Here is a 24,190-nt window from a genome sequence, read left to right on the forward strand (position 1 = left end):
GCACCATGAGCGCGCTGAAGTACCTGCAAGCCTACCCACCCGCACTGCAGGAGCAGGTACGGCAACTGATCGAGCGCGGGCAGCTGGCGGACTATCTCGGCCAGCGTTACCCCGATCGTCACGCCGTGCAGAGCGACAAGGCGCTGTACAACTATGCCGTGGCCTTGAAGCAGGCGCACTTGCGCAACGCACCGGCCATCGACAAGGTGCTGTTCGACAACCGCCTGGACCTCACGCACCGCGCGCTGGGCCTGCACACGGCGGTGTCGCGGGTGCAGGGCGGCAAGCTCAAGGCCAAGAAGGAAATCCGCATCGCTTCATTGTTCAAGGACGCGGCGCCGCAGTTTCTCGAAATGATCGTGGTGCACGAGCTGGCGCACTTTCGCGAGAGTGACCACAACAAGGCGTTCTACCAACTGTGCGAGCACATGCTGCCCGGTTATCACCAGTTGGAATTCGACCTGCGCGTCTACCTGACCTACCGTGATCTGCCCCCCGCGACGTGAAGGATATTCCCATGCAAGTCAGCAAGACCCGCAGCAGTTTCTACCGCCGGCTCTATGTGGCCTGGCTGATTGACAGTGGCCAGGCGGCCACCGTGCCGGCCCTCATCGAGGCGACCGGCATGCCTCGGCGCACCGCTCAGGACACCATTGCGGCGCTCGCCGATCTGGACATTGCCTGTGAGTTCGAGCAACAGGACGGCGAGCGCAACCACATCGGTCGCTATGTGATCCGGCAATGGGGTGCGATCGACCGTGAATGGATCGGCCAGAACCTGGGCCAGATCCGCCAGGTGCTCGGTTACCCCTGAGCAGCCTCGACCTCGCGCCGCATGGCGATGTGCGGGATGTTGTCCTCCAGGTATTCCTGGCCTTGGGCGATGAAACCGTAGCGGCCGTAATAGCCCTGCAGGTGGGCCTGGGCCGATAGCTGGATCGGCACGCGTGGCCAGCGTTGGGCGGCCTGTTCCAGTGCGTGGGTCAGCAGCGCGTGGCCCAGTCCGGTGCCGCGAGCCGATGCGGCGGTGATCACCCGGCCGATCACCACGTCGCCGTCCTGGGTCGACGGGTCGAGCAGACGCAGGTAGGCCACCAGTTGCCCGTTGTCCCGGCCCAGCAGATGGCAGGTGTCGGCGTGCAGATCCTGCCCGTCGACGTCCTGATAGGGGCATTGCTGCTCGACCACGAAGACCTCGCTGCGCAGGCGCAGGATTTCGTACAGCTGGTGGATATCCAGCTCGCGGTGGTGCATGCACGTCCATTCGATGGCCATGTTTACCTCGTTCGGTGTTTCGATTCCGGCAAGCCGCAGCGCCATCAGGTGACGACTGCGGTCGGCCCTTTGATCAGGTGTGCGGCCAGGGTTCGCAACGGCCCCAGTTGACGACAGATCAGCGCCAGTTGGGTCTGCACCAGGCGCTGTCCTTCGTCGACCTCGTCGGGCATCTGCTCCAGCGTGTCGGCCAGCGCTTCCTCGCTGTCGCTTTGCACCTGCACCGGTTCACGCGTGGCCAGGCCTGTGGCGATTTCATCGATGCTGAGCGCCAGGCTTTCGCCGGCCTCGCCGATCAGTTGCTCACGCGCCTCGGCTGGCAACTCGGTGCCACGGTGCGCGCCCAGTCCGGACAGGTAGCTGAGCAGGGTGTGCGACAGCACCAGGAAGCGGAAGCCGACGTCGGCTTCCTTGCGGAAGTGCCCCGGCTCCATGAGCATGTTGGCCAGGGTGGTGGAGAGCGCGGCGTCGGCGTTGTGCGCGTTGCGCCGGGCCAGGCGGTAGGCGAGGTCGTCGCTCTTGCCGTTGGCGTACTGCTGCATGATCTGGCGCAGGTAGATGCTGTTGCAGGTCAGGGTATTGGCCAGCACCTTGTTCAGTTTGCGGCCCTGCCAGTCGGGCAGGAACAGGAACACTGCAAGGCCGGCGATCAGGCTGCCGAGCAGGGTGTCGAACAGGCGCGGCAGAAAGAGGCCGTAGCCGTCGCCGGTCTGGTTGAAGCAGAACAGCACCATCAGCGTGATGGCCGCCGTGGCCAGGGTGTAGCGCGTGGTGCGGTTGACGAAGAACACCAGGCCGGCGCCGATGGCGAACAGCGATTGCACGATGGGGCTGGGGAACAGATCGAACAACGCCCAGCCCACGGTCAGGCCGATGGCGGTGCCGATGATGCGCTGGCCCAGCTTGCGTCGGGTGGCGCCGTAGCTGGGCTGGCACACGAACAGGGTGGTCAGCATGATCCAGTAGCCCTGGCTGGGGTGGATCAGATGGACCATGGCATAGCAGATCACCAGCGCCAGGGGCAGGCGCAGGGCGTGGCGGAACAGCAGCGAAGTGGGCGTGAGGTTCTGCCGAATGCGGCCCCAGAAGTCCTTGAGGGTATGCGGGGAGCGGTCCAGCAGGCTGCTGTCGCGGGCGTCGGCGAGACGGTCGGGGTTGCCGGCGTCGCTGAGCAGTCGGTCGAGGGTGCCGAGGTTGGCGGCCAGCGCGCGCAGCGATCGCAGCAGACCGCGCCAGGCGGGATTGCTCTGGATGCGCAGGTGTTCGAGCGAGGCGTGCAGGTCGCTCAGTGCTTCGGCGAAGCTGTCGTCGTAGATGAACGGCTGACGCAACTGGATCGACTCGCCCAAGCGCTGACAGGCAACACCTTGCTGGCGCAGCAGGCGCTGGCAGCGGAACAGGACGTCGCTGTGGAAGAACGCCTCGGCCAGGGCGTTGTACGGATAGTGAGAGGAGCTGGCGCGTTCGTGAATGTCCTGGGCGAGGAAATACAGCTTCAGGTAGCGGCTGACCTTGGAGCCGGGGCGGCCGTTGCCGACCCGGTGCAGGATGATTTCCTTGGCGGCGTTGAGCGCGGCCACGACTCGACCGTTCTGCTTGGCCAGCTCCAGACGGCGGGCCTCCACATCCAGTTGGCGAATCGGTTCGAACAGGCTCGCCTTGAGCTTGAGGTACTGTCCCAGTTCGCTGAACAGCCGCGCCAGGGCCTGTTGCACCGGCTGGTTGGAAAACAGCACCTGCCATAGCACCGACAACAGGCCGTACCAAGCGGCACCGGCGACCAGCAGCAACGGCTCGCGCCACAGATTGCTGACCTCGCCACCGCGCTGGTCGACGCCGATCATGGTGTAGACCGAGAGGATCAGCGTGGCGTAGGCGATCGCTCCGTAGCGTTCGCCCAGCGCGCCGAGCATGGTCAGGGCGAAGCTGGCCACGGCCAGGGCCGTGACGAACACATAGGGGTAGGGGAACAGCAGCTCGACGGAGAAGGCAGCGACGGTGAAGCAGGTCAGCGTGGCCGCCAGGGCGCGGATGCGGCCTTGCCAGTTGTCGTCGGTCTCGGCCAGGGCACAGGCGATGATGCCCAGGAACAGCGGGACCAGCAGGCGCATTTCGTTTTCATACCAGCACAGCGCCATGCTGCCGGACAGGGCGATGAACACCCGTACGCTGTAGCTGAACTTGTCCAGTGCCCACAAGCGGCGCATGGATTGGCGGAACGACCTGGATGCCATGTAGAGGGGATCGACCTGTAGGCAAGGGAGCTGATGAACGGCGCCAATTTATCATTGTCGGCGGTGGACGGGTACTGCGCGGTGGCCCCGACGCGGCTCGCGCCGCTGCTACAGGGGCGGTGGTGGGTCGATGGGGTGCGGTGGTCGTGACGCGGCTTGCGCCGCTGCTACGGGGGCGGTGGCGGATCGATGGGGTGTGGGGGACTCTGTAGCAGCGGCGCGAGCCGCGTCCGGGGGCGCTGCGCACTGGCGTCGTGCTACACGTACTGCGCTGCTGCGTAACCCGAGGCCCAGGCCCACTGGAAATTGAACCCGCCCAGATGCCCGCTGACGTCGAGCACTTCGCCGATGAAATACAGACCCGGGCTCTTCAACGATTCCATCGTCTTGGACGATACCTCGCGGGTGTCGACCCCGCCCAGGGTCACCTCGGCGGTGCGATAGCCTTCGGTGCCGGCGGGCACCAGTTGCCAGGCGCCCAATGCGTTCGCCACCGCCTGCAACTCGACCGGGGTGTACTGCTTCATCGGCTTGGAGACGAACCAGTGCTCGGCCAGCAGATTGGCCATTTTCTTGGTGAAGACTTCACCCAGCAGGGTCTTGAGCTCGGAATTGGGTCGTTCGGCCTGCTGTTGCTGCAACCAGGCCAGTGCATCGTGATCGGGCAGCAGGTTGATCTCGACGCTGTCGCCAGGCTGCCAGAAGGAGGAAATCTGCAAGATCGCCGGGCCGCTCAGGCCCCGATGGGTGAACAGCAGGTTCTCGCGAAACGCCTGATCGTTGCAGCTCACCAGGCAATCCACCGACGTCCCGGACAGCTCGGCGCAGATCTCCTTGAGCTGGTCGGTGATGGTGAACGGCACCAGGCCGGCGCGGGTAGGCAGGATGCTGTGGCCGAACTGGCGAGCGATCTGGTAGCCGAAACCGGTGGCACCCAGGGTCGGAATCGACAGGCCACCGGTGGCCACCACCAAGGACTGGCACGCCAACGGCCCCATTGAAGTCTGCAAGCGATAGCCTTCGGCGGTTTTCTCGATGGCCTGCACCGAGGTGTCAATGCGCAGCTCGACCCCTGCGCTTTCACACTCGGCCAGGAGCAGGCCAAGGATGTCGCTGGACTTGTTGTCGCAGAACAGTTGGCCCAGTTTCTTCTCGTGATAGGGCACGCCGTGCTTGGCCACCAGGGCGATGAAATCCCATTGGGTGTAGCGGGCCAGGGCCGACTTGCAGAAATGCGGGTTCTGCGAGAGGAAGTTGGCAGGTTCGGTGTACATGTTGGTGAAGTTGCAGCGACCGCCGCCGGACATGAGGATCTTCTTGCCTGGTTTGTTGGCGTGGTCGATCAGCAGCACTTCACGGCCTCGCTGTGCGGCGCTCAGGGCGCACATGAGACCGGCGGCGCCGGCGCCGATGATGATGACGGGGGTAGAGCGCACTGCTGGGTCCTCTTGCTTCGTGGGGTGTCAGGGATGGCCTCTTCGCGGGCAGAGCCCGCTCCCACACGATAGGGGGGCTCTACCTTTGTGGGAGCGGGGCGGGCGGCGAGCCCTCTGCCCGCGAAAGGGCCTGACCTGCAGTCAGAGAATCCGCACGCGCAGCGAACGGCCCTTGATCTTGCCGCTGTTCAGACGCTGCAGCGCCTGCTTGGCAATCCCGCGTTCCACGGCCACGTAGGCCTGGAAATCGAAAATGGCGATCTTGCCGACCTGGGTGCCGGGAATGCCCGCATCGCCGGTCAGTGCGCCGAGGATATCGCCCGGACGCACCTTGTCCTTGCGCCCGGCGCCGATGCACAGGGTGCTCATCGGTGGCAGCAGCGGCTCGCCGCCCTTGGAGGTCAGGCTGTCGAGCTCGGCCCAGGCCAGTGGCGATTTCTGCAACTGCTCGATGGCCTGCGCCCGATGCGCCTCGGCCGGGGCGACGAAGCTGATCGCCAAACCTTTCTCCCCGGCGCGACCGGTACGGCCCACACGGTGGATGTGAATTTCCGAATCGCGCGCCAGTTCGACGTTGATCACCATGTCCAGGGCATCGATGTCCAGGCCACGGGCAGCCACGTCGGTCGCCACCAGCACCGACGTACTGCGGTTGGCGAACATCGCCAGGACCTGATCACGGTCGCGCTGCTCCAGGTCGCCATGCAGCGCCACGGCGCTGATGCCTTTGCTGGTCAGGTGATCGACCACTTCCTGGCACTGCTGCTTGGTGTAGCAGAACGCCACGCACGACTGCGGGCGGAAGTGACCCAGGGCACGCACCACGGCGGCCATGCGGTCATCCGGCGAAATCTCGTAGAAACGCTGCTCGATCTGGCTGTCGGCGTGCAGGGCCTCGGCTTTCACCTGCTGCGGATCGCGCATGAACTTGGACGACAGCTGCTTGATCCCGACCGGGTAGGTGGCCGAGAACAGCAAGGTCTGCCGGCGTTCCGGGGTCTGCTCGATGATGTCGGCGATGGCGTCGTAGAAGCCCATGTCGAGCATGCGATCGGCTTCGTCGAGCACCAGGGTGTTGAGCCCGTCGAGCACCAGCGAGCCCTTGCGCAAGTGTTGCTGGATGCGTCCCGGGGTGCCGACGATGATGTGCGCGCCGTGCTCCAGCGAAGCGATCTGCGGGCCGAACGAGACGCCGCCGCACAGGGTCAGCACCTTGATGTTGTCTTCGGCGCGCGCCAGGCGGCGGATCTCCTTGGCCACTTGGTCAGCCAGCTCGCGGGTGGGGCACATGATCAGCGCCTGGCAGCCGAAATAGCGCGGATTGATCGGGTTCAGCAGGCCGATGCCGAACGCGGCCGTCTTGCCGCTGCCGGTCTTGGCCTGAGCGATCAGGTCCATGCCCTTGAGAATCACCGGCAGACTCTGCGCCTGGATCGGCGTCATCTGGGCATACCCGAGGGATTCCAGGTTGGCCAGCATGGCGGCGGACAGGGGCAGCGTGTTGAAAGCAGTGGCAATGGTGGTCACGGGACGGGCCTGCAAAACAAAATGTCGCGCAGTGTATCAGCCCCGTGACCTTTCGCCCTAAGCCTCCTTAGTGCTCAACCGGAGGTTCCTGACGAGGTGCGCGCCGTCCATCGCTGTCGGACAGCTGCACGAAGATCCCGGCGGCCAGCATTGCCATCAGGCCGATGGTCAGGAAGGTCGCCTGGAAGGCGCCCAGCACCGTGTCCACGCCCTCGTTGCCCAACGACGCGGTGAAACCGCCCAGCAGAGCACCGGCGCAGGCCACGCCCAAGCCCAGGGAAAGCTGCGCCACCACCGACAGCAGACCGTTGCCGCTGCTGGCGCTTTCGTCGTCCAGGTCGATCAGGGTCACGGTGTTCATCGCCGCGAACTGCAGCGAGTTCACCGCGCCGAGCAGGCCCAGCTGGGTCAGCAGCAGCCAGTAGGGGGTGGTTTCCGAGACCAAGCCGAGGCTGGCCAGCAACAGGCCCAGCAGCAGGGTGTTGCCGGTGAGCACGATGCGATAGCCGAAGCGCTCGATGATTGGCCGGGAAAACGATTTGGCCACCATGGCCGCGGCCGCCAGCGGGATCATGCTCATGCCGGCTTCCGACGGCGAGTGCCCCAGCGCCACTTGCAGCAGCAAGGGCACCATGAAGGGCAGGGCGCCGCTGCCCAGGCGCGCGAACAGGTTGCCCAGAATGCCGATGGCGAAGGTGCGCGTGTGGAACAGTTTCGGCGAGAACAGCGGGTTGTCGATCTTGCCTGCACGCAGCCAGTAGGCGGCCAGACAAGCCATGCCGACGAACAGCAACAGCATCACCCGCAGGTGCGGCAGGTGCAGCTCGCCCAGGCCTTCCATGGCGATGGTGATGAGCACCATGGCGGCACCGAACAGCAGGAAGCCGATACCGTCGAAGCGCGTGCGTTCGGCGCCGCGCAGGTCGGGTACCAGGTTCCAGACCGCCCAGCAACCCAGTGCGCCCACCGGCAGGTTGATGAGGAAGATCCAGTGCCAGCTCAACCATTCCACCATCCAGCCGCCCAGGGTCGGCCCGAGCAGGGGGCCGAGCAGCGCTGGCACGGTGATGAAGCTGAGGATGCGCACCAGCTCCGAACGCGGGTAGGCGCGCAGCACCACCAGCCGCCCCACCGGCAGCATCAGGGCACCGCCCAGACCCTGAATCACCCGGGCCACCACCAGCATCGCCAGGCTTTGGGACAGCGCGCACAACAGCGAGCCGATGCTGAACAGCATGATGGCGCTGAAGAACACCTTGCGCGTGCCGAAGCGGTCGGAAATCCACCCGGAAGCCGGGATCAGCAGCGCGACCGTCAGCATGTAGGCGATGATCACCGACTGCATGCGCAACGGGTTTTCCGCCAGGTCGCTGGCCATGGCCGGCAGCGCGGTGTTGAGGATGGTGCCGTCCAGGGCCTGCATGAAGAAAGCAATGGCGATGACCCAGGGCAGCCAGCGAGCGGTAACGGGATCCAGTGTTGGGCGCGTGGACATGGGGCCTCTTGTTGTTTGAGGTTGATTATGAATGTTCATGGCCAGCCGGCAGGAGCGGTCATCGGCCGCGAAACATGCACTGCGGTGTAGCTGACACTGCGCGGTGCACTTTTCGCGGCCAGAGATCGTTCCTACAGCGTCAACAGCAACCGCTTCACCAACGCGCCGGGGAGCAAACTGGAATGGGTCTGGCGCTCGCCGTAGGTGCTGGTCGAGAGAATCAGCTCGCGCTCGGCCGTCAAGGCTTCCAGCTGGTCACCCAGGACACTGTAGACGCTGTCGTCGAAACGCATGGTATTGACCGGTGCAACGATATGACCGTCCTCCACCCAGAAAGTGGCAAAGCGGGTCAGCTCGGTCATGCGCGCCGCCGGCATGTCGGAGTAGTTCAGGTACCACAGGTTGCTGATGTACAGACCGGTTCCGAGGCGTTGCAGCACGTCGGCCAGGGGTAGGTCGCCTGCTGCCATCTGCAGCGCGCCCGGCATCTCCGAGTTGTCCGCGCCGTTGCCCTGCAAGCCGTATTCGGCCGCGCTGCGTGAATCCACCAGGCGCTCGGCAGCGAGCCCGTGGCTGACCAGCGAGAGGTCCTTGCGCGGATAGCCTTCCTGGGAAAACGCCGGGGTCAACGAACCGCTGATGCGCTCCTCGAAGCTCACCTGCGCGCTCAACCGGGCTTCGCCTGCATACAGTCGTTGCAACGGGCTGTTCTTGCTGGCGATGGCCTGCGCCGAGAAGCCGCCCCAGCCCAGCATGCCGATGATTTCATCCAGCGCAGCCGGTGCCAGGTAGGCGCGATAGGCGCCCGGTGGCAGCACCTTGAGCGGACGGCTCAGGTGGTCCAGTTGCTCGCGGGCCTGGGCCAGGCGGTCGGCGAAGGCCTGTGCCTGCCACTGCTGGCCGGCGTAGTTGGCCTTGACCGCTTCGCCATTGGCATGGAACAGGCTGAAATCGAAATTGAAGCTGTTGGCCTGATGCCAGCCAGTGGCCCCGTCGCTGTTGGCAAAACCCCGGCAGATCGTGCCCGCGGCATAGATGCCGACCAGGTCCAGACCACGGGCCGCCGTGCCGATCTGCTCGACGACTTCAGCCGCATCGGGCAAGGGCGTGTCGTCGACATGGCGCGTCTGCCACTGCGAGGTGTTGAGTTGCAGATAAGGGTCCGGTTGCAGCAGCGGCAGTGTCTGGCTCAGCTGGTGCACGGCCTGGGTCAGACGCTGCTGGTCCACCTCCAGATCCTCGGACAGGGTCAGCTGCAGCTCGGCCTGGCGGTCGTTTTCGATCAGCTTCAGCGACACTGTGGCCTGAAGCACCTGTCCCGCCTGGCGCACCTTGGCATGGTTGAAGCGGATGAAATCCGAGGCTTCGGCGTTGTAGCTCAGGGTGAAGCGCTGGCTCGGGGCGACGGTGTGTTGCAACCCTTGCACCAGTGCCTGGAAATGCTCGGCGTGATGGCTCATGCGTCACCTCCGAAAACGTCGATCTGGCTGAACACGCAGCTGGGCGATGCATGCCCTACACGGATCACCTGGTTGGGTTCACCCTTGCCGCAGTTGGGCGTACCCAGCACCTGCAGGGTGCTGGCGTCGCCTACCGCTCGCAGGTTTTTCCAGAAGCTGGCGGAGATACCCCGATAGTTGGGGTTCTTGACCACGCCCTTGAGTTCGCCGTTCTCGATCAGTTGGCCCCACTCGCAGCCGAACTGGAATTTGTTGCGTGCATCATCGATCGACCAGGAGCGGTTGGTGGACATCAGGATGCCGTGCTCGATGCCGGCGATCAGCTGCGTCTGGCTGTGCTCGCCCGGCTCGATGTTCAGATTGGCCATGCGATCGATCGGAGCCCGGTTCCAGCTGCTGGCACGGCTGTTGGCGACGCCGTCCATACCGCTGCGGTATTGCGACAGGGCGCCGCCCAATGGGCGCACCAGCACGCCATCGCGGATCAGCCACTGCTTGCTGGCTGGAGTGCCATCGTCGTCGTGTGCGTAGCTGGCCAGTTCGTGCGGGATATCGGGGTCGAAGGTCACGTTGAGCAACGGCGAGCCATAGCGCAGGTGGCCGAAGTCCTCGACCTTGACGAAGCTGGTGCCCGCATAGTTGCGCTCGTCGCCCAGAATCCGGTCCAGCTCCAGGGGGTGGCCGATGGATTCGTGGATCTGCAGCATCATCTGGTCGGGTGTCAGCAGCAGGTCACGCGGGCCTTGCGGGGCATTGGGCGCCAACAGCAACTGCAGGGCCTGGTCGGCGACCTGGCGGCCGGCGCCGACAATGCCACAGCGCTCGATCACGTCGACACCGCCTTGCTGGCCGAAGTTGTCGCGGCCCAGGCTGCGGGTCTGGCTGTCGCTGCCATCGAAGGCCGTCACGCTCAGGCCGGGGAAGACGAAGCGCTGCGCCTGGCGAATCTGCGCGCCGGCGCTGTTGAGGTAGATCTGTTCGACATCGGTGATGCCCAGGCCGGCATACCAGCTGACCAGCCGCGGATCGTCCGGAACGCGGGCGGACTCCTCGCCAAGCATCTGGTAGCACTGGGCCAGAGACGGGAAGGCGGCCTGCCTGTCGGGCGAGAGATAATCGCTGCGGGCGCTGCTGACCGGGTGTTGCTGCAGGTCGAGCAAGGCATGGGCGGCGATGGCGCCTGCCTGTTGCTCGGCCCGCTCCAGCGCCTGCTGCAGACCGCGTACGGACAGATCGCCGGTGGCAGCGTAGGCTTCCACGCCTTTCACTCGTACGGTGATCATCACGCCTTCGTCGAGGCTCAGGCTCGGCGGTTCGGCGATGTTCTTGCGTACGGCCAGGTGCTGGCTGGATTGGCGCACGTGGCGCAGGGAGAAGAATTCGGCGCGAGTGCGCAGGGCGGCGAAGCGTCGTTGCAACAGGGCGGTGGAATCGAACATTCAGGGGCCTCTGTGGTGGGGCAGTTTCGGCCCTTTCGCGGCTGCTACCCGCTCCTACAGAGGAAACGCGATCCCATGTAGGAGCGGCTAGCAGCCGCGAAGGGGCCGGCATGCAGAGCCGGGTTGAGCAGGCCCACAGCTTAGGCCCCACCGCCGCCATGGGGCAAATCCATATCAGCTGTGAGGCGCACCCACTTCGCGCATCGGCTTGCCACGCACCGGCGCATCGCCTGCCACGTAGTAGGCCGCGGTCGAGCGTGCTTCGGGCTTGCGGCCACGAATGCGGTCGGCGATCTTCTCGGCGATCATGATGGTCGGCGCGTTCAGGTTGCCGGTGGTGATGATCGGCATGATCGAGGCGTCGACCACGCGCAGGCCTTGCAGGCCATGCACGCGACCCTGACCATCGACCACGGCCATCTCATCGGTGCCCATCTTGCACGAGCACGATGGGTGATAGGCGGTTTCGGCATGCTCGCGGATGAACTGATCCAACTGCTCGTCCGTCTGCACCTCGATGCCGGGGCTGATCTCGCGGCCGCGGTACTGGTCCAGCGCGGGTTGCTGCATGATCTCGCGGGTCAGGCGGATACCGTCGCGGAATTCCTGCCAATCCTGCTCGCTGGCCATGTAGTTGAACAGGATGCTCGGGTAGTCGCGCGGGTTCTTCGACTTGACGTTGACCCGGCCACGGCTCGGCGAGCGCATGGAGCCGACGTGGGCCTGGAAACCGTGCTCCTGAACACCCTTGGTGCCGTTGTAATTGATCGCCACCGGCAGGAAGTGGTACTGGATGTTCGGCCACTCGAACTCAGGGCGCGAACGGATGAAACCACCGGCCTCGAACTGGTTGCTGGCGCCGATACCGGTGCCCAGGAACATCCATTCGGCGCCGATCTGCGGCTGGTTCCACCACTTCAGCGACGGGTACAGCGAGACCGGCTGGGTGCAGCTGTATTGCAGGTACATTTCGAGGTGGTCCTGCAGGTTCTGGCCGACGCCTGGCAGGTCGTGCACGACGTCGATGCCCAGCGGCTGCAGCACCTCGGCAGGGCCCACACCGGAGCGCTGGAGAATCTGTGGCGAGGCGATCGCGCCGCCGCACAGCAGGACTTCCTTGCGGGCACGGGCCTGGATGCGCTCGTCGCTGTCACCGACCAGGTAGCTGACGCCGACCGCACGCTTGCCTTCGAAGACGATCTTGTCGGTCAAGGCGTGGGTGACGATGGTCAGGGTGTCGCGCTGCTTGGCTTGGTCCAGGTAGCCGCGTGCGGTGCTGGCGCGGCGGCCCTTGGGCGTCACGGTGCGGTCCATGGGACCGAAGCCTTCCTGCTGGTAGCCGTTGAGGTCGTCGGTGCGCGGAAAGCCTGCCTGCACGCCGGCTTCGACCATGGCGGCGAACAACGGGTTGTTGCCGGGCTTGGGCGTGGTGACGCTGACCGGACCTTCGCCACCGTGGTAGTCGTTGGGACCGATGTCACGGGTTTCGGCCTTGCGGAAATACGGCAGGCAGTCCAGGTAGCTCCAGTCTTCCAGGCCCGGCAGCTTGGCCCAGCCGTCGTAGTCCATGGCGTTGCCGCGGATATAGCACATGCCGTTGATCAGCGAAGAGCCACCCAGGCCCTTGCCGCGGCCGCACTCCATGCGGCGGTTGTTCATGTGCGGCTCGGGCTCGGTCTCGTAGGCCCAGTTGTAGCGGCGGCCCTGCAGGGGAAAGGCGAGGGCGGCGGGCATCTGGGTACGGAAGTCCAGGCGATAGTCCGGGCCGCCGGCTTCGAGCAGCAGGACGGTGACGCCTGGATCTTCGGTCAGGCGCGTGGCCAGGGTGTTACCGGCCGAACCGGCGCCAATGATGATGTAGTCGAATTCCTGGGACATGGAGGTTCCCTCTTTGAAATATGGCAAGGTGGGCAGGGTGTCAGGTCTGGCCTATTCGCGGGCAGAGCCCGCTCCCACAAGGATCAGCTTTGTCGGGCTTTTTTGTGGGAGCGGGCTCTGCCCGCGAAGAAGGCTCCGCGGTGTTGCTCAAGGCCCCTTCGCGGGCACAGGGCTCGCCGCCCGGACCGCTCCCACAAGGGTCTCGGATCAGAACACCGAAACGTAATCGCCCAGTTCCACCTGTACCGATTTGATCCGGGTGTATTGCGCCAGCGAGCTGATGCCGTTTTCGCGGCCCACGCCGGACTGCTTGTAGCCACCCACCGGCATCTTCGCGTCGGATTCGCCCCAGGCGTTGATCCAGCAGATGCCTGCTTCGAGCTGATGGATCACGCGGTGCGCACGGTTCAGGTCGCGGGTGACCACACCGGCGGCCAGGCCCATCTCGGTGGCATTGGCGCGGCGGATCACTTCCTCTTCGCTGTCGTAGCCGAGGATGCTCATCACCGGGCCGAAGATTTCTTCGCGCACGATGGTCATCTCGTCGCTGCAATCGGTGAACACGGTGGGTGCGACGAACGCGCCCTGACCCAGCTCACCGTCGGTCAGCCGCTCGCCGCCGCACAGCAGGCGCGCGCCTTCGGCCTTGCCCTTGGCGATATGGCCCAGCACGTTTTCCATGTGGGCGAAGCTCACCAGCGGACCGAAATTGGTGTTTTCGTCTTCAGGATCGCCGATGCGGATGCGCTGTACGCGCTCCAGGATCTTGGCTTCGAGTTGCGCCTTGAGGGCATTGGGCACGAACACCCGAGTGCCGTTGGTGCAGACCTGACCGGAGCTGTAGAAGTTGGCCATCATGGCGATGTCGGCGGCCTTGTCGAGGTCGGCATCGTCGAAGATGATCAGCGGCGACTTGCCGCCCAGTTCCATGGTCACTTCCTTGAGCGAGGAGCTCGAGGCGCTGGCCATGACTTTCTTGCCGGTGCTGACGCCGCCGGTGAACGAGACTTTCTCGATACCAGGATGCTCGGTGAGCCAGGCGCCGACTTCGCTGCCACTCCCGGTCAGCACATTGAACACGCCAGCGGGCAGGCCGGCTTCGGTGTAGATTTCGGCCAGCTTGAGGGTGGTCAGCGAGGTGACTTCGCTGGGCTTGAAGATCATCGCGTTGCCGGCGGCCAGCGCCGGAGCGGACTTCCACAGAGCGATCTGGATCGGGTAGTTCCAGGCGCCGATACCGGCGGTCACGCCCAGGGGCTCGCGGCGGGTGTAGACGAAGGACGTGTCGCGCAGCGGGATCTGCTCGCCTTCGATGGCAGGCACCAGGCCGGCGTAGTATTCGAGCACGTCGGCACCGGTGACGATGTCCACGTAGCGGGTTTCCGAGTAGGCCTTGCCGGTGTCCAGGGTTTCCAGCAGGGCCAGTTCGTCGTTGCGCTCGCGCAGGATGTCGACGGCTTTGCGCAGCACGCGCGAGCGCTCCATGGCGGTCATCGCGGCCCAGATCTTCTGGCCTTTTTCGGCGCTGGCGACGGCTTTTTCGACGTCTTCGGCGGTGGCGCGCTGGACCTGCGCCAGCACTTCACCGGTGGCCGGGTTGACGGCATCGAAGGTGCCGCTGCCGCTGGCGTCCACGTAGCCGCCATCGATGTAGAGTTTTTGCGTTGGGAAACGGGCCATAAGATCCTCGCGGTGCAGTTAAGGTGGCAGCAGGCGAGGCGCGAAGCTTCAGCGCTGCTGTTTTGCCAGTTGCATGTCCATGTATTCGCAGGCGATGCGATGTGCCTGCGCGGTATCGAAAGCATCGCCCGACAGGGCGCCGCGCAACCACAGACCGTCGATCAGTGCAGCCAGGCCGCGTGCGGCGCTGCGTGCCTGTTCCACCGGCAATTCACGGCGGAACTGGCAACACAGGTTGGAATACAGGCGGTGGTCGTTGATCCGCTGCAACCTGTGCAAGGACGGCTGATGCATGCTGGTGGCCCAGAAGGCCAGCCAGGTCTTCATGGCCGGAGCGTTGACCTGGCTGGCGTCGAAGTTGCCTTCGATGATCACCTGCAGGTGCGCCCTGGCGCTGTCGTCGGTCAAGGCCTGTCGGCGCGTGGCGACGTTGTCGATCAGCACGTTCATCAGGTGGCGCATGGTCGCTGCGATCAGGCCGTTCTTGTCCTGAAAGTAGTGACTGATGATGCCGTTCGACACACCGGCCAGGCGGGCGATCAGAGCAATGCTGGCGTCACTCATGCCGACCTGGTCGACAGCCTGGAGCGTGGCTTCGATCAACTGTTGGCGGCGGATGGGTTGCATACCGACCTTGGGCATTGCGCGAATCTCCTTGGGCCTGCAGTACGGGCAGTGAGTGACAGCCGACTGAAGCCAGTCTAGTTTATTTTGATTGAACGATCAATCAATAAAAAAAGGATGGATGAATGTGTGCAGGGTTTTTAGAGGATCGGGGAGGGGAAGGCAATAAGGTTTGAGCGGGGGGTGTCAGGGGGATTGCGGTGAGGCGTTCGCGGGCAGAGACCCGCTCCCACAGGCGGCGCGCAACCCTGTGGGAGCGGGGCGGGCGGCGAGCCCTCTGCCCGCGAAGAAGACGCCGCGGTGTGTCAAACCGGCCGCGGCAGGGTTGCTTCCAGCGAGGATCAGCCCAGGTTCTTGCCGAGCAGGGCATGGTACAGCTCGGTATCCCCCAGAATGCCCACCACCTGTTTGTCGCTGTCCTGCAGGACCAGTTTGTGGCCCGTCTGATAGCGGATCTGCAAGGCGTCGCGCATGCCGATGTCGGCGTTGACCAGTGTCGGCCGGCGGCCCAGACCTTCCATCGCTTGCCCGGGCGCCCAGCCTTGCACGTCGAGCACGGTGTCGCCCTGGCGCGCGCTGGTCAGCGAATTGCCGGCGCCCAGGTTCAGCCATGAATCCACGCCCGGATCCAGGCACACCGAACCGTTGACGCGGGTGCACTTGTCCAGGGTGCGCATCAGGCTGCGCCCGCACAGCACGTTGAGTGGGTTGGTGTGGGCGACGAAGGTCCGCACGTAATCGTCGGCCGGGTTGAGGACGATTTCCTCGGGTACGCTGTACTGGACGATCCGCCCGTCTTTCATGATGGCGATGCGGCTGCCCAACTTCAGCGCTTCGTCCAGGTCATGGCTGACGAAGACGATGGTCTTGCTCAATTTGCGTTGCAGCTCCAGCAACTCGTCCTGCAGACCCTGGCGGATCAACGGGTCGAGCGCCGAAAAGGGTTCATCCATCAGCAGGATGTCGGCGTCCATCGCCAGCGCCCGGGCCAGGCCCACACGCTGCTGCATGCCGCCGGACAGCTCGTCGGGCTTCTTGTTGCGCCACTGGGTCAGGCCCACCAGTTCGAGCTTCTCGTCGACCAGCTTGCGCCGTTCCTTTTCCGGACGGCCCTGCATCTCAAGGCCAAAGCTGATGTTCTCTCGCACCGTCAGCCAGGGCATCAGGGCGAACTTCTGGAACACCATGGCGATGCGCTTGGTGCGCATCATCTTCAGCTCCGCCGGCGTGCACGAGGCGATGTCGATCTGGCGGTCTTCATGCTCGACGAACAGCTTGCCGCGGCTCACCGTGTTCAGCCCGTTGATGCAGCGCAGCAGGCTCGACTTGCCCGAACCGGACAACCCCATCAGCACGCAGATCTCACCCTTGTTGATGTCCAGGCTGGCCTTTTCCACGCCGACGATCTGCCCGGTCTTCTTCAGGATCTCGTTGCGGGTCAGCCCTTGGTCGAGCAGTTTCAGCGCTTCGCGTGGGTCCTTGGCGAAGATCACATCGACGTTGTCGAATCGAATAATGCTCATGCATCACCCCCTATCTTGACGTCGGGTTGTTTGCAGATACGGTCGAGCATGATCGCCAGCAACACGATGGCCAGACCGGCTTCGAAGCCAAGCGCGATATCGGCGGTGTTCAGTGCGTTGACCACCGGCTTGCCCAGGCCATCGGCACCGACCAGGGCGGCGATCACCACCATGGACAGCGACAGCATGATGCACTGGGTGATGCCGGCGGCGATGCTCGGCATGGCGTGGGGCAATTCGATGCGCGACAGCAGCTGGCGGCGCGAGCAGCCGAAGGCCTTGCCGGCGTCCATCAGTTCCTGCGGCACGTCGCGAATGCCCAGGTAGGTCAGGCGAATGGGCGCGGCGATGGCGAACACCACCGTGGAAATCAGGCCCGGTACCACGCCCAGCCCGAACAGGGTGAGCGTGGGGATCAGGTAGACGAAGGTCGGTACCGTCTGCATCAGGTCGAGGACCGGCCGCATCATGGTGTAGAACATCGGCTTGTGCGCGGCGACGATGCCCAACGGCACGCCGATGATCACGCAGACCAGGGTGGCGAACAGCACCTGCGCCAGGGTCTCCATGGTTTCCTGCCAGTACCCCAGATTGAGGATCAGCAGGAACGACAGCGCCACGAACAGCGTCAGGCCCCATTTGCGCTGGATGAAATGCGCCAGCGCAGCGATCAGGGCGGTCAGTACGTAGGGGTTGAACCAGGTCAGACCGGCGGTGAAACCATGAATGATCGCTTCGAGCGTGGACGCGATGGCATCGAACGTCGAAGCCCCGTGTTGGGTGAGCCAGTCGACGAAAGCCGCGATGTACTCGCCCAGGGGGATCTTGTGGTCTGTCAGCATGGTAGTGAGTGTCCGCATGCGAGGAAACGAAGGGCCGGCCGGTGAGGCCGGCAACCGCCGGCCCGCCTGCCAGCGTTATTGCGCGAGCTTGGCCTTGACGGCTTCAAGACCCGGCTTGCCATCGACGGTGGTGACGCCCGCGAGCCAGGTGTCGAGCACCTGTGGATTGTTTTTCAGCCAGGCCCGAGCAGCGACGTCGGGTTTCTGCTTGTCGTCCAGGACGTTGCCCATCAGCGTGCTTTCCATGGCCAGGCTGAACTGCAGGTTCTTCAGCAACTGACCCACGTTGCTGCACTCCTGGGTGTAGCCCTTGCGTGTGTTGGTATAGATGGTGGCCTGGCCGAAGTTGGGGCCGAAGAAGTCATCGCCACCGGTCAGGTACTGCAGCTTGAAGCGGGTGTTCATCGGGTGCGGTTCCCAGCCCAGGAACACCACGTCGGTGTTGCGCCGCTGGGCGCGGTCGACCTGGGACAGCATGCCGGCCTCGCTCGATTCGACCACTTTGAAACCGGCGTCCTTGAGGCCGAAGGCGTTCTTGTCGATCATGCTCTGGATCAGGCGATTGCCGTCGTTGCCCGGCTCGATGCCGTAGATCTTGCCGTCCAGCTCCTTCTTGAATTTGACGATGTCGGCGAAATCCTTCAGGCCCTTGTCGTACAGCGCCTGGGGGACGGCCAGGGTGTACTTGGCGTTTTCCAGGTTGGCCCGCACTGTTTCCACAGTGCCGGCGTCGCGGTAGGGCTTGATGTCGTTTTCCATGGTCGGCATCCAGTTGCCCAGGAAAACGTCCATGTTCTTGCCATCGGCCAGGGACTTGTAGGTCACCGGCACGGAAATCATCGTGGTCTTGGTCTTGTAGCCCAGTGACTGCAGCACCGCACTGGTGACGGCGGTGGTGACGGTGATGTCGGTCCAGCCGACATCGGAGAAATTCACAGTGGCGCATCGCGCCGGTTCCGCTGCTTGAGCCAGTACAGGCAGGCCCAGCAGGGTGGCCAGCAGAATCGATGTTGGACCTTTCATGGTGTGCTCCTGGTTTTCTCGGCGTGGGGCGCAAGGGCATGCCACGCTTGTTTGAATGCTCGATCGCCGCGTCCGCGACGGGTGCGCCGCCAAGGTGCCAGGCGATCGGGCCGTGAGTGATCATGTACCAGCGCAAATCAGCCGCCTACCGGGTGCGTCGTATCCAGTGCGGGCAGAGTCGCATCCAGTGTCGGTGACGTCGCTTACAGCTCATGGGCTTGCAGCAGCGACCTTACCCGCGACACCTGCGTACATCCACTTATATGAAGTTGCCACACGAACGTGCAGAGGCGAGCTGCACGCCTCTTTTTCGCGCGCAGCTCATCACCGGTGCCTTCGACCGCGCTCCGCAGTGGGCTGCGGCGAACAGCGTGCTTGTGGTGACACTTGGCGGTGCGCTACCCCAGCGGTTGCTACCGAATTGCTCAGACCCCACGGCGGGTATGCTTTTGAGGAGAATCAACGGTCGCCCGCGAAGGTCTTTCGCAGCGCTCTGCATAGCCCTGCGCGACGTCGTTTTCAGGCGCGGTGGAGTTCCCGACCAATTGTCGGCATGGGGTTTGCGTAGCAAAGCAAAGCCCCTGTTAAACAGAGGGCAATAACAAGAGCCTGCCTGAGGCCACCATCCGCTTCGCGTAAGGAGATACCGCAATGACATCCTTCACCACCGGCGCTCAGCCGCAGACCCGCAGTCCTCAGTCCATCGGCTTCCTGTTGCTCGACAACTTCACCCTCATCTCCCTGGCCTCGGCAGTCGAACCGCTGCGCATGGCCAACCAGTTGTCTGGACGCGAGCTGTATCGATGGACCACCCTGAGCGCGGACGGTGGCCAGGTATGGGCCAGCGATGGCCTGCAGATCACTCCGGATTCGGCCATGCACAAGGCCGCGCCAATGGACACGGTGATCGTCTGTGGCGGTGTCGGTATCCAGCGTGCGGTGGGTCGCGACCACGTCAGCTGGCTGCAGAGCCAGGCACGGCAGTCCAAGCGCCTGGGGGCGGTCTGTACCGGCAGCTGGGCGCTGGCTTGCGCCGGTCTGCTCGACGGTTTCGAGTGCAGCGTGCACTGGGAATGCCTGGCCTCGATGCAGGAGGCCTTTCCCCGCGTGGCCATGAGTACGCGCCTGTTTACCCTGGACCGCAATCGCTTCACCAGTTCGGGCGGCACGGCGCCGCTGGACATGATGCTGCACCTGATCAGCCGCGATCACGGCCGCGAGCTGTCGGCGGCGATTTCCGAGATGTTCGTCTACGAGCGCATCCGCAACGAACAGGATCACCAGCGGGTGCCGCTCAAGCACATGCTGGGCACCAACCAGCCCAAGCTGCAGGAGATCGTCGCGCTGATGGAGGCGAATCTGGAAGAGCCGATCGACCTGGACGAGTTGGCGGTGTATGTGGCGGTATCGCGACGCCAGCTGGAGCGGCTGTTCCAGAAGTACCTGCATTGTTCGCCGTCGCGCTACTACCTCAAGTTGCGCCTGATTCGCGCCCGGCAGTTGCTCAAGCAGACGCCGATGTCGATCATCGAGGTGGCGTCGGTGTGCGGCTTCGTGTCCACGCCGCATTTCTCCAAGTGCTATCGCGAGTATTTCGGCATTCCGCCGCGTGACGAACGCGTCGGCTCCAATACCACCCAGCAGGTGGCGATGCTGCCGATCCCGCAGGCCATCGTCCTGGCCGGACCGTTGTCGGCACTGAGCCAGGCGCGCAACGAATCGACCTTTGCCAGTGTGAGGATCTGATACCGCGGCGCGACCTTCGCGGGCAGAGGGCTCGCCGCCCGCCCCGCTCCCACAGGGTTTACATCACACAGAGCTTGCATCACACCTGTGGGAGCGGGCTCTGCCCGCGAAGGGTCCACCGCGATGGGTCAGACTACCCGCCACGCTCCCACAATGAGCTCAGCAGGGGTTGCGCTGGAATTCAGGCCCGCTTCGAATGCTGGGCCAATGCCGGCAGCAAGGTCCGGTCGATCGCCTGGCGGACCGCCGGCAGGATGGTCGCGCTGCCCGTCAGCATCTGTTCCACCATCTTGCGCAGGGCCTGGGCACGGCCGCTGTCCAGGCCGCGCACTGCACATTCACAGGCCTGCTCGGCCGTGGCGCCTGTGGGCATCTCGAAACCCAGTGCGCGCAGCTGGCCCAGCAGGTCCTCCTGATCAATCAAGTCCGCATGCATCATGATGCTGATCCTTTTTATGGGTGGCGTGACGTTGTCCGGATTCTGGTAGCCGCGCACGCGCTGGGCAAGAGGCGGTGGTCAGCATGGCCGGATTGCACACGAACAGGTCGTTTTTCGCTGTGTTCGCAGCGGCTGTGAGCCAGCCATGTAGCAACCGGGTATGGCACTTGGCGGGGCGGGCCTGAATACCCTTGCCGTTCACTTTCAATGGACGGCAACGGACATGCTCGACTTTCTCTCCTTTCAAGGCGTCGGCCCCTCTCCAGCCCTGGGCCCGATCGGGCTGGCGCCACGCCTCAACTTCATCACCGGCGACAACGGTCTGGGCAAGAGTTTCGTGCTCGATACGGCGTGGTGGGTGCTGACCCGCACCTGGGCCGCAGGCAAGCCGATCAAGGCGCGCGAGTCGTCGGCGCTGCCGGTCATCGATTATCGTTTCACCGGCGCGGACCGCAGCGCCGGGCAATGGGCCTGGCAGCGAGACCGCTGGACACCGGTAGGCGACGCCACGCCGAACCGTTCGCTGGTGGTGTATGCCCATGCCAATGGCACCTTCAGCGCCTGGGACCCGGTGCGCAACGCGGGTGAGCTGGCGGCCTATCACTTCGATGAAAACCAGCTGTGGCACGGTACGTCGATGGCGGGGCAGGGGCGCCTGTGCAATGGCTTGATCAACGACTGGGTACGCTGGCAGCGAACCCACGGCTGCAAGGCGTTCGCTGCCTTGAAGCAGGTCCTGCGCGCATTGTCGCCGTCGCGCGAGGAGTTGCTGCTGCCCGGCCGGCCGTGCCATATCGGCCTGCTCGATGAAACCGAATACCCGACCCTGCAGCGGCCCCAGGGACAAGTGCCCCTGCCCGAAACCTCCAGTGCGATCCGCCGCGTCGTGGCCCTGGCCTACATGCTGGTCTGGACCTGGGAAGGGCACCGCCGGGCCTGTCGCCTGGCCGGAGTACGGCCGAGCGATGAGCTGGTGTTTCTGGTGGATGAGGTCGAGTGCCATCTGCATGCGCAGTGGCAGCGTCGCATCGTCCCTGCGCTGATGGATGTGGTCGGCGCGCTGACTCGCCAGCGCCTGGCGGTGCAGATGATCGTGGCCACCCATTCGCCGCTGGTGCTGGCTTCCATGGAGACCCAGTTCGTCGATGCGCGCGATGCGCTCTTCACCCTGAGCGTACAGGACGGCCAGGTGCAGTTGCACCGGCAAGCCTGGGCGGCGCAGGGCGATGCGGTGAACTGGCTGGTGTCCCAGAGCTTCGGTCTGCGCCAGGCGCGCTCGGTGGAAGCGGAAGCGGCCATCGGCGCCGCCGAAGCCTGGATGCGCGGCGAGCGATCTGGCCTACCCGAGGGGCTGGACAGTGAGGCAGCGATCCAGTCGCAGCTGCTGCGAGCCTTGCCTGCGGGGGATCATTTCTGGCCGGTCTGGGTCGTTGCCAAAGGAGGCGTGCAGGCATGATCGAGCTCGTTCATCCACTGCCCGAGCCCCACGGCTTCGACGAGCGCTGCCGCCAGCGCGGCAACGCCTGGTTGCAGGACAATCCTGACGTTGGCAGGCCGCGGGACTACTGGTCGCCGTTCCGTCCGCAACTGGGCGAGGGCTTCGCCAACCGCTGTGCCTTCGGTGCCATGTACATTCCCAGCGGCACCGTGGAGCATTTCATCAGCTGTGATGAGGACCGCGGCATGGCCTACGAGTGGAGCAACTATCGCTATGTCGATGCCTGGATGAACAGTGCCAAGGGCAGCAAGAAAGCCGAGGACTTTCTCGATCCGTTCGAAGTGCGCGAGGGCTGGTTCGAGGTGTTGCTGCCGTCGCTGCAACTGGTGCTGACCGACAAAGTGCCGGAAGCGGTGCGGGCGCGGGCCGAGTACACCCTCAAGCACCTGCCATTGCGCGACGACGAGCGCGTGATGCGCGTGCGGCGACAGTGGTTGCGCTTGTTCGAGGAGGGCAAGATCGGGCTCGAAGGGCTGCGCGAGATGGCGCCGCTGATTGCCGCGGCGGTGGATCGGCAGGAAGTGCGTGGTGCAGCTTTCGCGGCCGATGACCGCTCCTACGGCGCAACCCAAACCCCGTAGGAGCGGTCCGTGGCCGCGAAGGGCGCAACACGGTATTCAGCCAGGCAACGCGATCCGTCGGCCGGCATACTCGGCTGCAGGCTGATGCCGCTGCGCCTCGAAAGCCTCGCCCAGCACTGTCAGCGAAGCCTCCCCGAATACCGCCGATTTGGGCCCCTGCAAATCCACATGCAACAGCATCTGCTCGCTGGCCGCCAGTACCTTGTCCACGCCTTGCAAGTGCAGCGTGTGGTACACCTGCACTCGCTTGCGGTCATGGGCCAGCACCCGCGTGCGCACCTGCACCTCGGCCCCCTGCTTCACCTCGTGCAGATAGTTGAGGTGACATTCCAGGGTGAACAGCGAGTGCTGGTCACGCTGCGGATCGACCCCGATGCGGGCCATGAATGCGTCGGTGGCGTAGCTGAAGATCAACAGGTAGAACGCATCGCGCAGATGGCCGTTGTAGTCCACCCACTCCGCGAGCACGGGCGTTTGATAGGTGATCATTCTTCGAAGCTCATGCCGTGGCGGGCCTTGGTCACCCGTACCGCGTCCAGCACCGCCAGCAGGCAATCGTCGCGGTAACGCTCCAGGGCGCCAATACTGCGTTCCCCCAGTTGCGCCGAGGTCCCGGCCACGACATCGTCGATCAGCGTGTCGGTCAGCTCCGGCGCGGGCAGGTAGGTCCAGGGCAGCTTCAGGGCCGGGCCGAACTGGTTCATGAAATGCCGCATGCCGGCGTCGCCGCCCGCCAGGGTGTAGGTCAGGAAGGTGCCCATGAACGACCAGCGCAAGCCGGCGCCGAAACGAATGGCGTCGTCGATTTCGCCCGTGGTGGCCACGCCGTCGTTGACCAGGTGCAAGGCTTCGCGCCACAGCGCTTCGAGCAGGCGGTCGGCGATGAAACCGGGCACTTCCTTGCGCACGTGCAGCGGGCGCATACCCAGGCTTTCGTAAACGCTGATGGCCGCCTGGACTGCCTCGGGTGCGGTGTGTCGGCCGCCGACCACCTCCACCAACGGCAGCAGGTAGACCGGGTTGAACGGGTGCCCGACGACGCAGCGTTCCGGATGTGTGGCGCTTTCATAGAACTCGCTGGGCAGCAGGCCAGAGGTGCTGGAACCGATCAAGGCGTCGGGCTTGGCGGCGGCGCTGATGCGGGCGTGCAGTTCCAGCTTGAGTTCCAGCCGCTCTGGAGCGCTTTCCTGGATGAAGTCAGCGTCGCGCACGCAGTCCTCGACAGTGGCCACGAAGCGCAGCCGCGACTGCGCTGCACCCGCCGCCAGACCTTGCTTGACCAGGGCGGGCCAGGCATTGGCGATGCGCTGGCGCAAGGCAGCTTCGGCACCGGGCGCCGGGTCCCAGGCGACGACGTCCAGGCCATGGGCGAGGGCGCGGGCAACCCAGCCGCTGCCGATGACTCCGCTGCCCAGGGCGGCGAAGGTGTTGATGTGGGTGATGTAGGTCATGGGTTGTTCCTGGAGAAGTGTGTGGGGTGAGGGCCTCTT

General features: G+C 64.6%; 21 protein-coding genes. 5 read left to right on the top strand and 16 right to left on the bottom strand.

The window, feature by feature from the left end; genetic code table 11:
• The first annotated feature begins 5 nt into the window (after positions 1 to 5).
• Positions 6 to 506, top strand: a complete 501-nt coding sequence (locus ABMD26_RS12940) for a M48 family metallopeptidase (RefSeq protein ID WP_122742908.1) — start codon at positions 6 to 8, stop codon at positions 504 to 506.
• Between the two features lie 11 nt (positions 507 to 517).
• The gene (locus ABMD26_RS12945; RefSeq protein ID WP_049861413.1) at positions 518 to 814 is read left to right on the top strand and encodes a winged helix-turn-helix domain-containing protein; all 297 of its coding nucleotides are present in this window, start codon (positions 518 to 520) and stop codon (positions 812 to 814) included.
• On the opposite strand, the gene ABMD26_RS12950 is transcribed toward ABMD26_RS12945, so the two are convergent.
• From ABMD26_RS12950 to ABMD26_RS13010, 13 genes are all read right to left on the bottom strand, one after another.
• Positions 805 to 1,275 carry a GNAT family N-acetyltransferase gene (locus tag ABMD26_RS12950; RefSeq protein WP_320523213.1) on the bottom strand — a complete coding sequence of 157 codons (471 nt, stop codon included), beginning with the start codon at positions 1,273 to 1,275 and terminating at the stop codon, positions 805 to 807. The two genes, ABMD26_RS12945 and ABMD26_RS12950, sit on opposite strands and share 10 nt — an antisense overlap.
• A 44-nt stretch (positions 1,276 to 1,319) precedes the next feature.
• Positions 1,320 to 3,509, bottom strand: a complete 2,190-nt coding sequence (gene yccS, locus ABMD26_RS12955; RefSeq protein ID WP_354309914.1) for a YccS family putative transporter — start codon at positions 3,507 to 3,509, stop codon at positions 1,320 to 1,322.
• A 257-nt stretch (positions 3,510 to 3,766) separates the two neighbouring features.
• Positions 3,767 to 4,945 (bottom strand): BaiN/RdsA family NAD(P)/FAD-dependent oxidoreductase, encoded by a 1,179-nt coding sequence (locus ABMD26_RS12960; RefSeq protein ID WP_354309917.1) that lies wholly within the window; start codon positions 4,943 to 4,945, stop codon positions 3,767 to 3,769.
• Positions 4,946 to 5,086: 141 nt separating this feature from the next.
• The gene (gene dbpA, locus ABMD26_RS12965; RefSeq protein ID WP_236690533.1) at positions 5,087 to 6,424 is read right to left on the bottom strand and encodes an ATP-dependent RNA helicase DbpA; all 1,338 of its coding nucleotides are present in this window, start codon (positions 6,422 to 6,424) and stop codon (positions 5,087 to 5,089) included.
• A 115-nt stretch (positions 6,425 to 6,539) separates the two neighbouring features.
• On the bottom strand, positions 6,540 to 8,006 hold the full coding sequence (gene mdtD / locus ABMD26_RS12970) for a multidrug transporter subunit MdtD (protein ID WP_354309919.1): 1,467 nt from the start codon (positions 8,004 to 8,006) through the stop codon (positions 6,540 to 6,542).
• A gap of 92 nt (positions 8,007 to 8,098) precedes the next feature.
• A complete protein-coding gene (locus ABMD26_RS12975; protein WP_354309922.1) occupies positions 8,099 to 9,427 on the bottom strand; it encodes a TldD/PmbA family protein in 1,329 nt (442 codons plus the stop codon).
• A complete protein-coding gene (locus tag ABMD26_RS12980; protein ID WP_354309924.1) occupies positions 9,424 to 10,866 on the bottom strand; it encodes a TldD/PmbA family protein in 1,443 nt (480 codons plus the stop codon). Before ABMD26_RS12980 ends, ABMD26_RS12975 begins: the two co-directional genes overlap by 4 nt.
• Before the next feature lie 174 nt (positions 10,867 to 11,040).
• On the bottom strand, positions 11,041 to 12,744 hold the full coding sequence (gene betA, locus ABMD26_RS12985) for a choline dehydrogenase (RefSeq protein ID WP_049861405.1): 1,704 nt from the start codon (positions 12,742 to 12,744) through the stop codon (positions 11,041 to 11,043).
• 207 nt (positions 12,745 to 12,951) lie between these two features.
• The gene (gene betB, locus ABMD26_RS12990; RefSeq protein ID WP_049861404.1) at positions 12,952 to 14,424 is read right to left on the bottom strand and encodes a betaine-aldehyde dehydrogenase; all 1,473 of its coding nucleotides are present in this window, start codon (positions 14,422 to 14,424) and stop codon (positions 12,952 to 12,954) included.
• A 48-nt stretch (positions 14,425 to 14,472) separates the two neighbouring features.
• Positions 14,473 to 15,066, bottom strand: a complete 594-nt coding sequence (gene betI / locus ABMD26_RS12995) for a transcriptional regulator BetI (protein ID WP_134721971.1) — start codon at positions 15,064 to 15,066, stop codon at positions 14,473 to 14,475.
• A gap of 323 nt (positions 15,067 to 15,389) precedes the next feature.
• Entirely contained in the window at positions 15,390 to 16,571 is a 1,182-nt protein-coding gene (choV, locus tag ABMD26_RS13000; protein WP_049861402.1) for a choline ABC transporter ATP-binding protein, read from the bottom strand.
• Positions 16,568 to 17,413 carry a choline ABC transporter permease subunit gene (choW, locus tag ABMD26_RS13005; RefSeq protein ID WP_043192362.1) on the bottom strand — a complete coding sequence of 282 codons (846 nt, stop codon included), beginning with the start codon at positions 17,411 to 17,413 and terminating at the stop codon, positions 16,568 to 16,570. Before choW ends, choV begins: the two co-directional genes overlap by 4 nt.
• Positions 17,414 to 17,488: 75 nt before the next feature.
• Positions 17,489 to 18,436 carry a choline ABC transporter substrate-binding protein gene (locus ABMD26_RS13010; protein WP_049861401.1) on the bottom strand — a complete coding sequence of 316 codons (948 nt, stop codon included), beginning with the start codon at positions 18,434 to 18,436 and terminating at the stop codon, positions 17,489 to 17,491.
• A gap of 651 nt (positions 18,437 to 19,087) precedes the next feature.
• On the opposite strand from ABMD26_RS13010, the gene gbdR reads away from it, so the two are divergent.
• Complete coding sequence (gbdR, locus tag ABMD26_RS13015) at positions 19,088 to 20,182, top strand: choline metabolism transcriptional regulator GbdR (RefSeq protein ID WP_354309929.1); 1,095 nt, start codon at positions 19,088 to 19,090, stop codon at positions 20,180 to 20,182.
• Positions 20,183 to 20,363: 181 nt separating this feature from the next.
• Here gbdR and ABMD26_RS13020 read toward each other — a convergent pair whose 3' ends face one another.
• Positions 20,364 to 20,621, bottom strand: coding sequence for a hypothetical protein (locus ABMD26_RS13020; RefSeq protein WP_049861399.1), 258 nt, complete (start codon positions 20,619 to 20,621; stop codon positions 20,364 to 20,366).
• A gap of 223 nt (positions 20,622 to 20,844) precedes the next feature.
• Between ABMD26_RS13020 and ABMD26_RS13025 the strand changes: the two genes are divergently transcribed.
• On the top strand, positions 20,845 to 22,077 hold the full coding sequence (locus ABMD26_RS13025) for an AAA family ATPase (protein WP_354309932.1): 1,233 nt from the start codon (positions 20,845 to 20,847) through the stop codon (positions 22,075 to 22,077).
• On the top strand, positions 22,074 to 22,700 hold the full coding sequence (locus ABMD26_RS13030; RefSeq protein WP_354309934.1) for a hypothetical protein: 627 nt from the start codon (positions 22,074 to 22,076) through the stop codon (positions 22,698 to 22,700). The genes ABMD26_RS13025 and ABMD26_RS13030 overlap by 4 nt, the downstream gene beginning before the upstream one ends.
• Positions 22,701 to 22,736: 36 nt before the next feature.
• Here the strand turns inward: ABMD26_RS13030 and ABMD26_RS13035 are convergent, their stop codons facing one another.
• Both ABMD26_RS13035 and ABMD26_RS13040 read right to left on the bottom strand, forming a co-directional pair.
• A complete protein-coding gene (locus tag ABMD26_RS13035; RefSeq protein WP_354309936.1) occupies positions 22,737 to 23,189 on the bottom strand; it encodes a thioesterase family protein in 453 nt (150 codons plus the stop codon).
• Entirely contained in the window at positions 23,186 to 24,151 is a 966-nt protein-coding gene (locus ABMD26_RS13040) for an L-carnitine dehydrogenase (RefSeq protein ID WP_354309938.1), read from the bottom strand. The genes ABMD26_RS13035 and ABMD26_RS13040 overlap by 4 nt, the downstream gene beginning before the upstream one ends.
• Between the last annotated feature and the right edge of the window lie 39 nt (positions 24,152 to 24,190).

This window comes from Pseudomonas sp. PvP001, from assembly GCF_040546375.1.
GTDB classification, from domain to species: domain Bacteria; phylum Pseudomonadota; class Gammaproteobacteria; order Pseudomonadales; family Pseudomonadaceae; genus Aquipseudomonas; species Aquipseudomonas coleopterorum.

Coding starts and splice junctions, on each gene's coding strand:
- ABMD26_RS12940 (WP_122742908.1), top strand. CDS start 6: ATGAGCGCGCTGAAGTACCTGCAAGCCTACCCACCCGCACTGCAGGAG.
- ABMD26_RS12945 (WP_049861413.1), top strand. CDS start 518: ATGCAAGTCAGCAAGACCCGCAGCAGTTTCTACCGCCGGCTCTATGTG.
- ABMD26_RS12950 (WP_320523213.1), bottom strand. CDS start 1,275: ATGGCCATCGAATGGACGTGCATGCACCACCGCGAGCTGGATATCCAC.
- yccS (WP_354309914.1), bottom strand. CDS start 3,509: ATGGCATCCAGGTCGTTCCGCCAATCCATGCGCCGCTTGTGGGCACTG.
- dbpA (WP_236690533.1), bottom strand. CDS start 6,424: ATGCTGGCCAACCTGGAATCCCTCGGGTATGCCCAGATGACGCCGATC.
- mdtD (WP_354309919.1), bottom strand. CDS start 8,006: ATGAACATTCATAATCAACCTCAAACAACAAGAGGCCCCATGTCCACG.
- ABMD26_RS12975 (WP_354309922.1), bottom strand. CDS start 9,427: ATGAGCCATCACGCCGAGCATTTCCAGGCACTGGTGCAAGGGTTGCAA.
- ABMD26_RS12980 (WP_354309924.1), bottom strand. CDS start 10,866: ATGTTCGATTCCACCGCCCTGTTGCAACGACGCTTCGCCGCCCTGCGC.
- betA (WP_049861405.1), bottom strand. CDS start 12,744: ATGTCCCAGGAATTCGACTACATCATCATTGGCGCCGGTTCGGCCGGT.
- betB (WP_049861404.1), bottom strand. CDS start 14,424: ATGGCCCGTTTCCCAACGCAAAAACTCTACATCGATGGCGGCTACGTG.
- betI (WP_134721971.1), bottom strand. CDS start 15,066: ATGCCCAAGGTCGGTATGCAACCCATCCGCCGCCAACAGTTGATCGAA.
- choV (WP_049861402.1), bottom strand. CDS start 16,571: ATGAGCATTATTCGATTCGACAACGTCGATGTGATCTTCGCCAAGGAC.
- choW (WP_043192362.1), bottom strand. CDS start 17,413: ATGCTGACAGACCACAAGATCCCCCTGGGCGAGTACATCGCGGCTTTC.
- ABMD26_RS13010 (WP_049861401.1), bottom strand. CDS start 18,436: ATGAAAGGTCCAACATCGATTCTGCTGGCCACCCTGCTGGGCCTGCCT.
- gbdR (WP_354309929.1), top strand. CDS start 19,088: ATGACATCCTTCACCACCGGCGCTCAGCCGCAGACCCGCAGTCCTCAG.
- ABMD26_RS13020 (WP_049861399.1), bottom strand. CDS start 20,621: ATGATGCATGCGGACTTGATTGATCAGGAGGACCTGCTGGGCCAGCTG.
- ABMD26_RS13025 (WP_354309932.1), top strand. CDS start 20,845: ATGCTCGACTTTCTCTCCTTTCAAGGCGTCGGCCCCTCTCCAGCCCTG.
- ABMD26_RS13030 (WP_354309934.1), top strand. CDS start 22,074: ATGATCGAGCTCGTTCATCCACTGCCCGAGCCCCACGGCTTCGACGAG.
- ABMD26_RS13035 (WP_354309936.1), bottom strand. CDS start 23,189: ATGATCACCTATCAAACGCCCGTGCTCGCGGAGTGGGTGGACTACAAC.
- ABMD26_RS13040 (WP_354309938.1), bottom strand. CDS start 24,151: ATGACCTACATCACCCACATCAACACCTTCGCCGCCCTGGGCAGCGGA.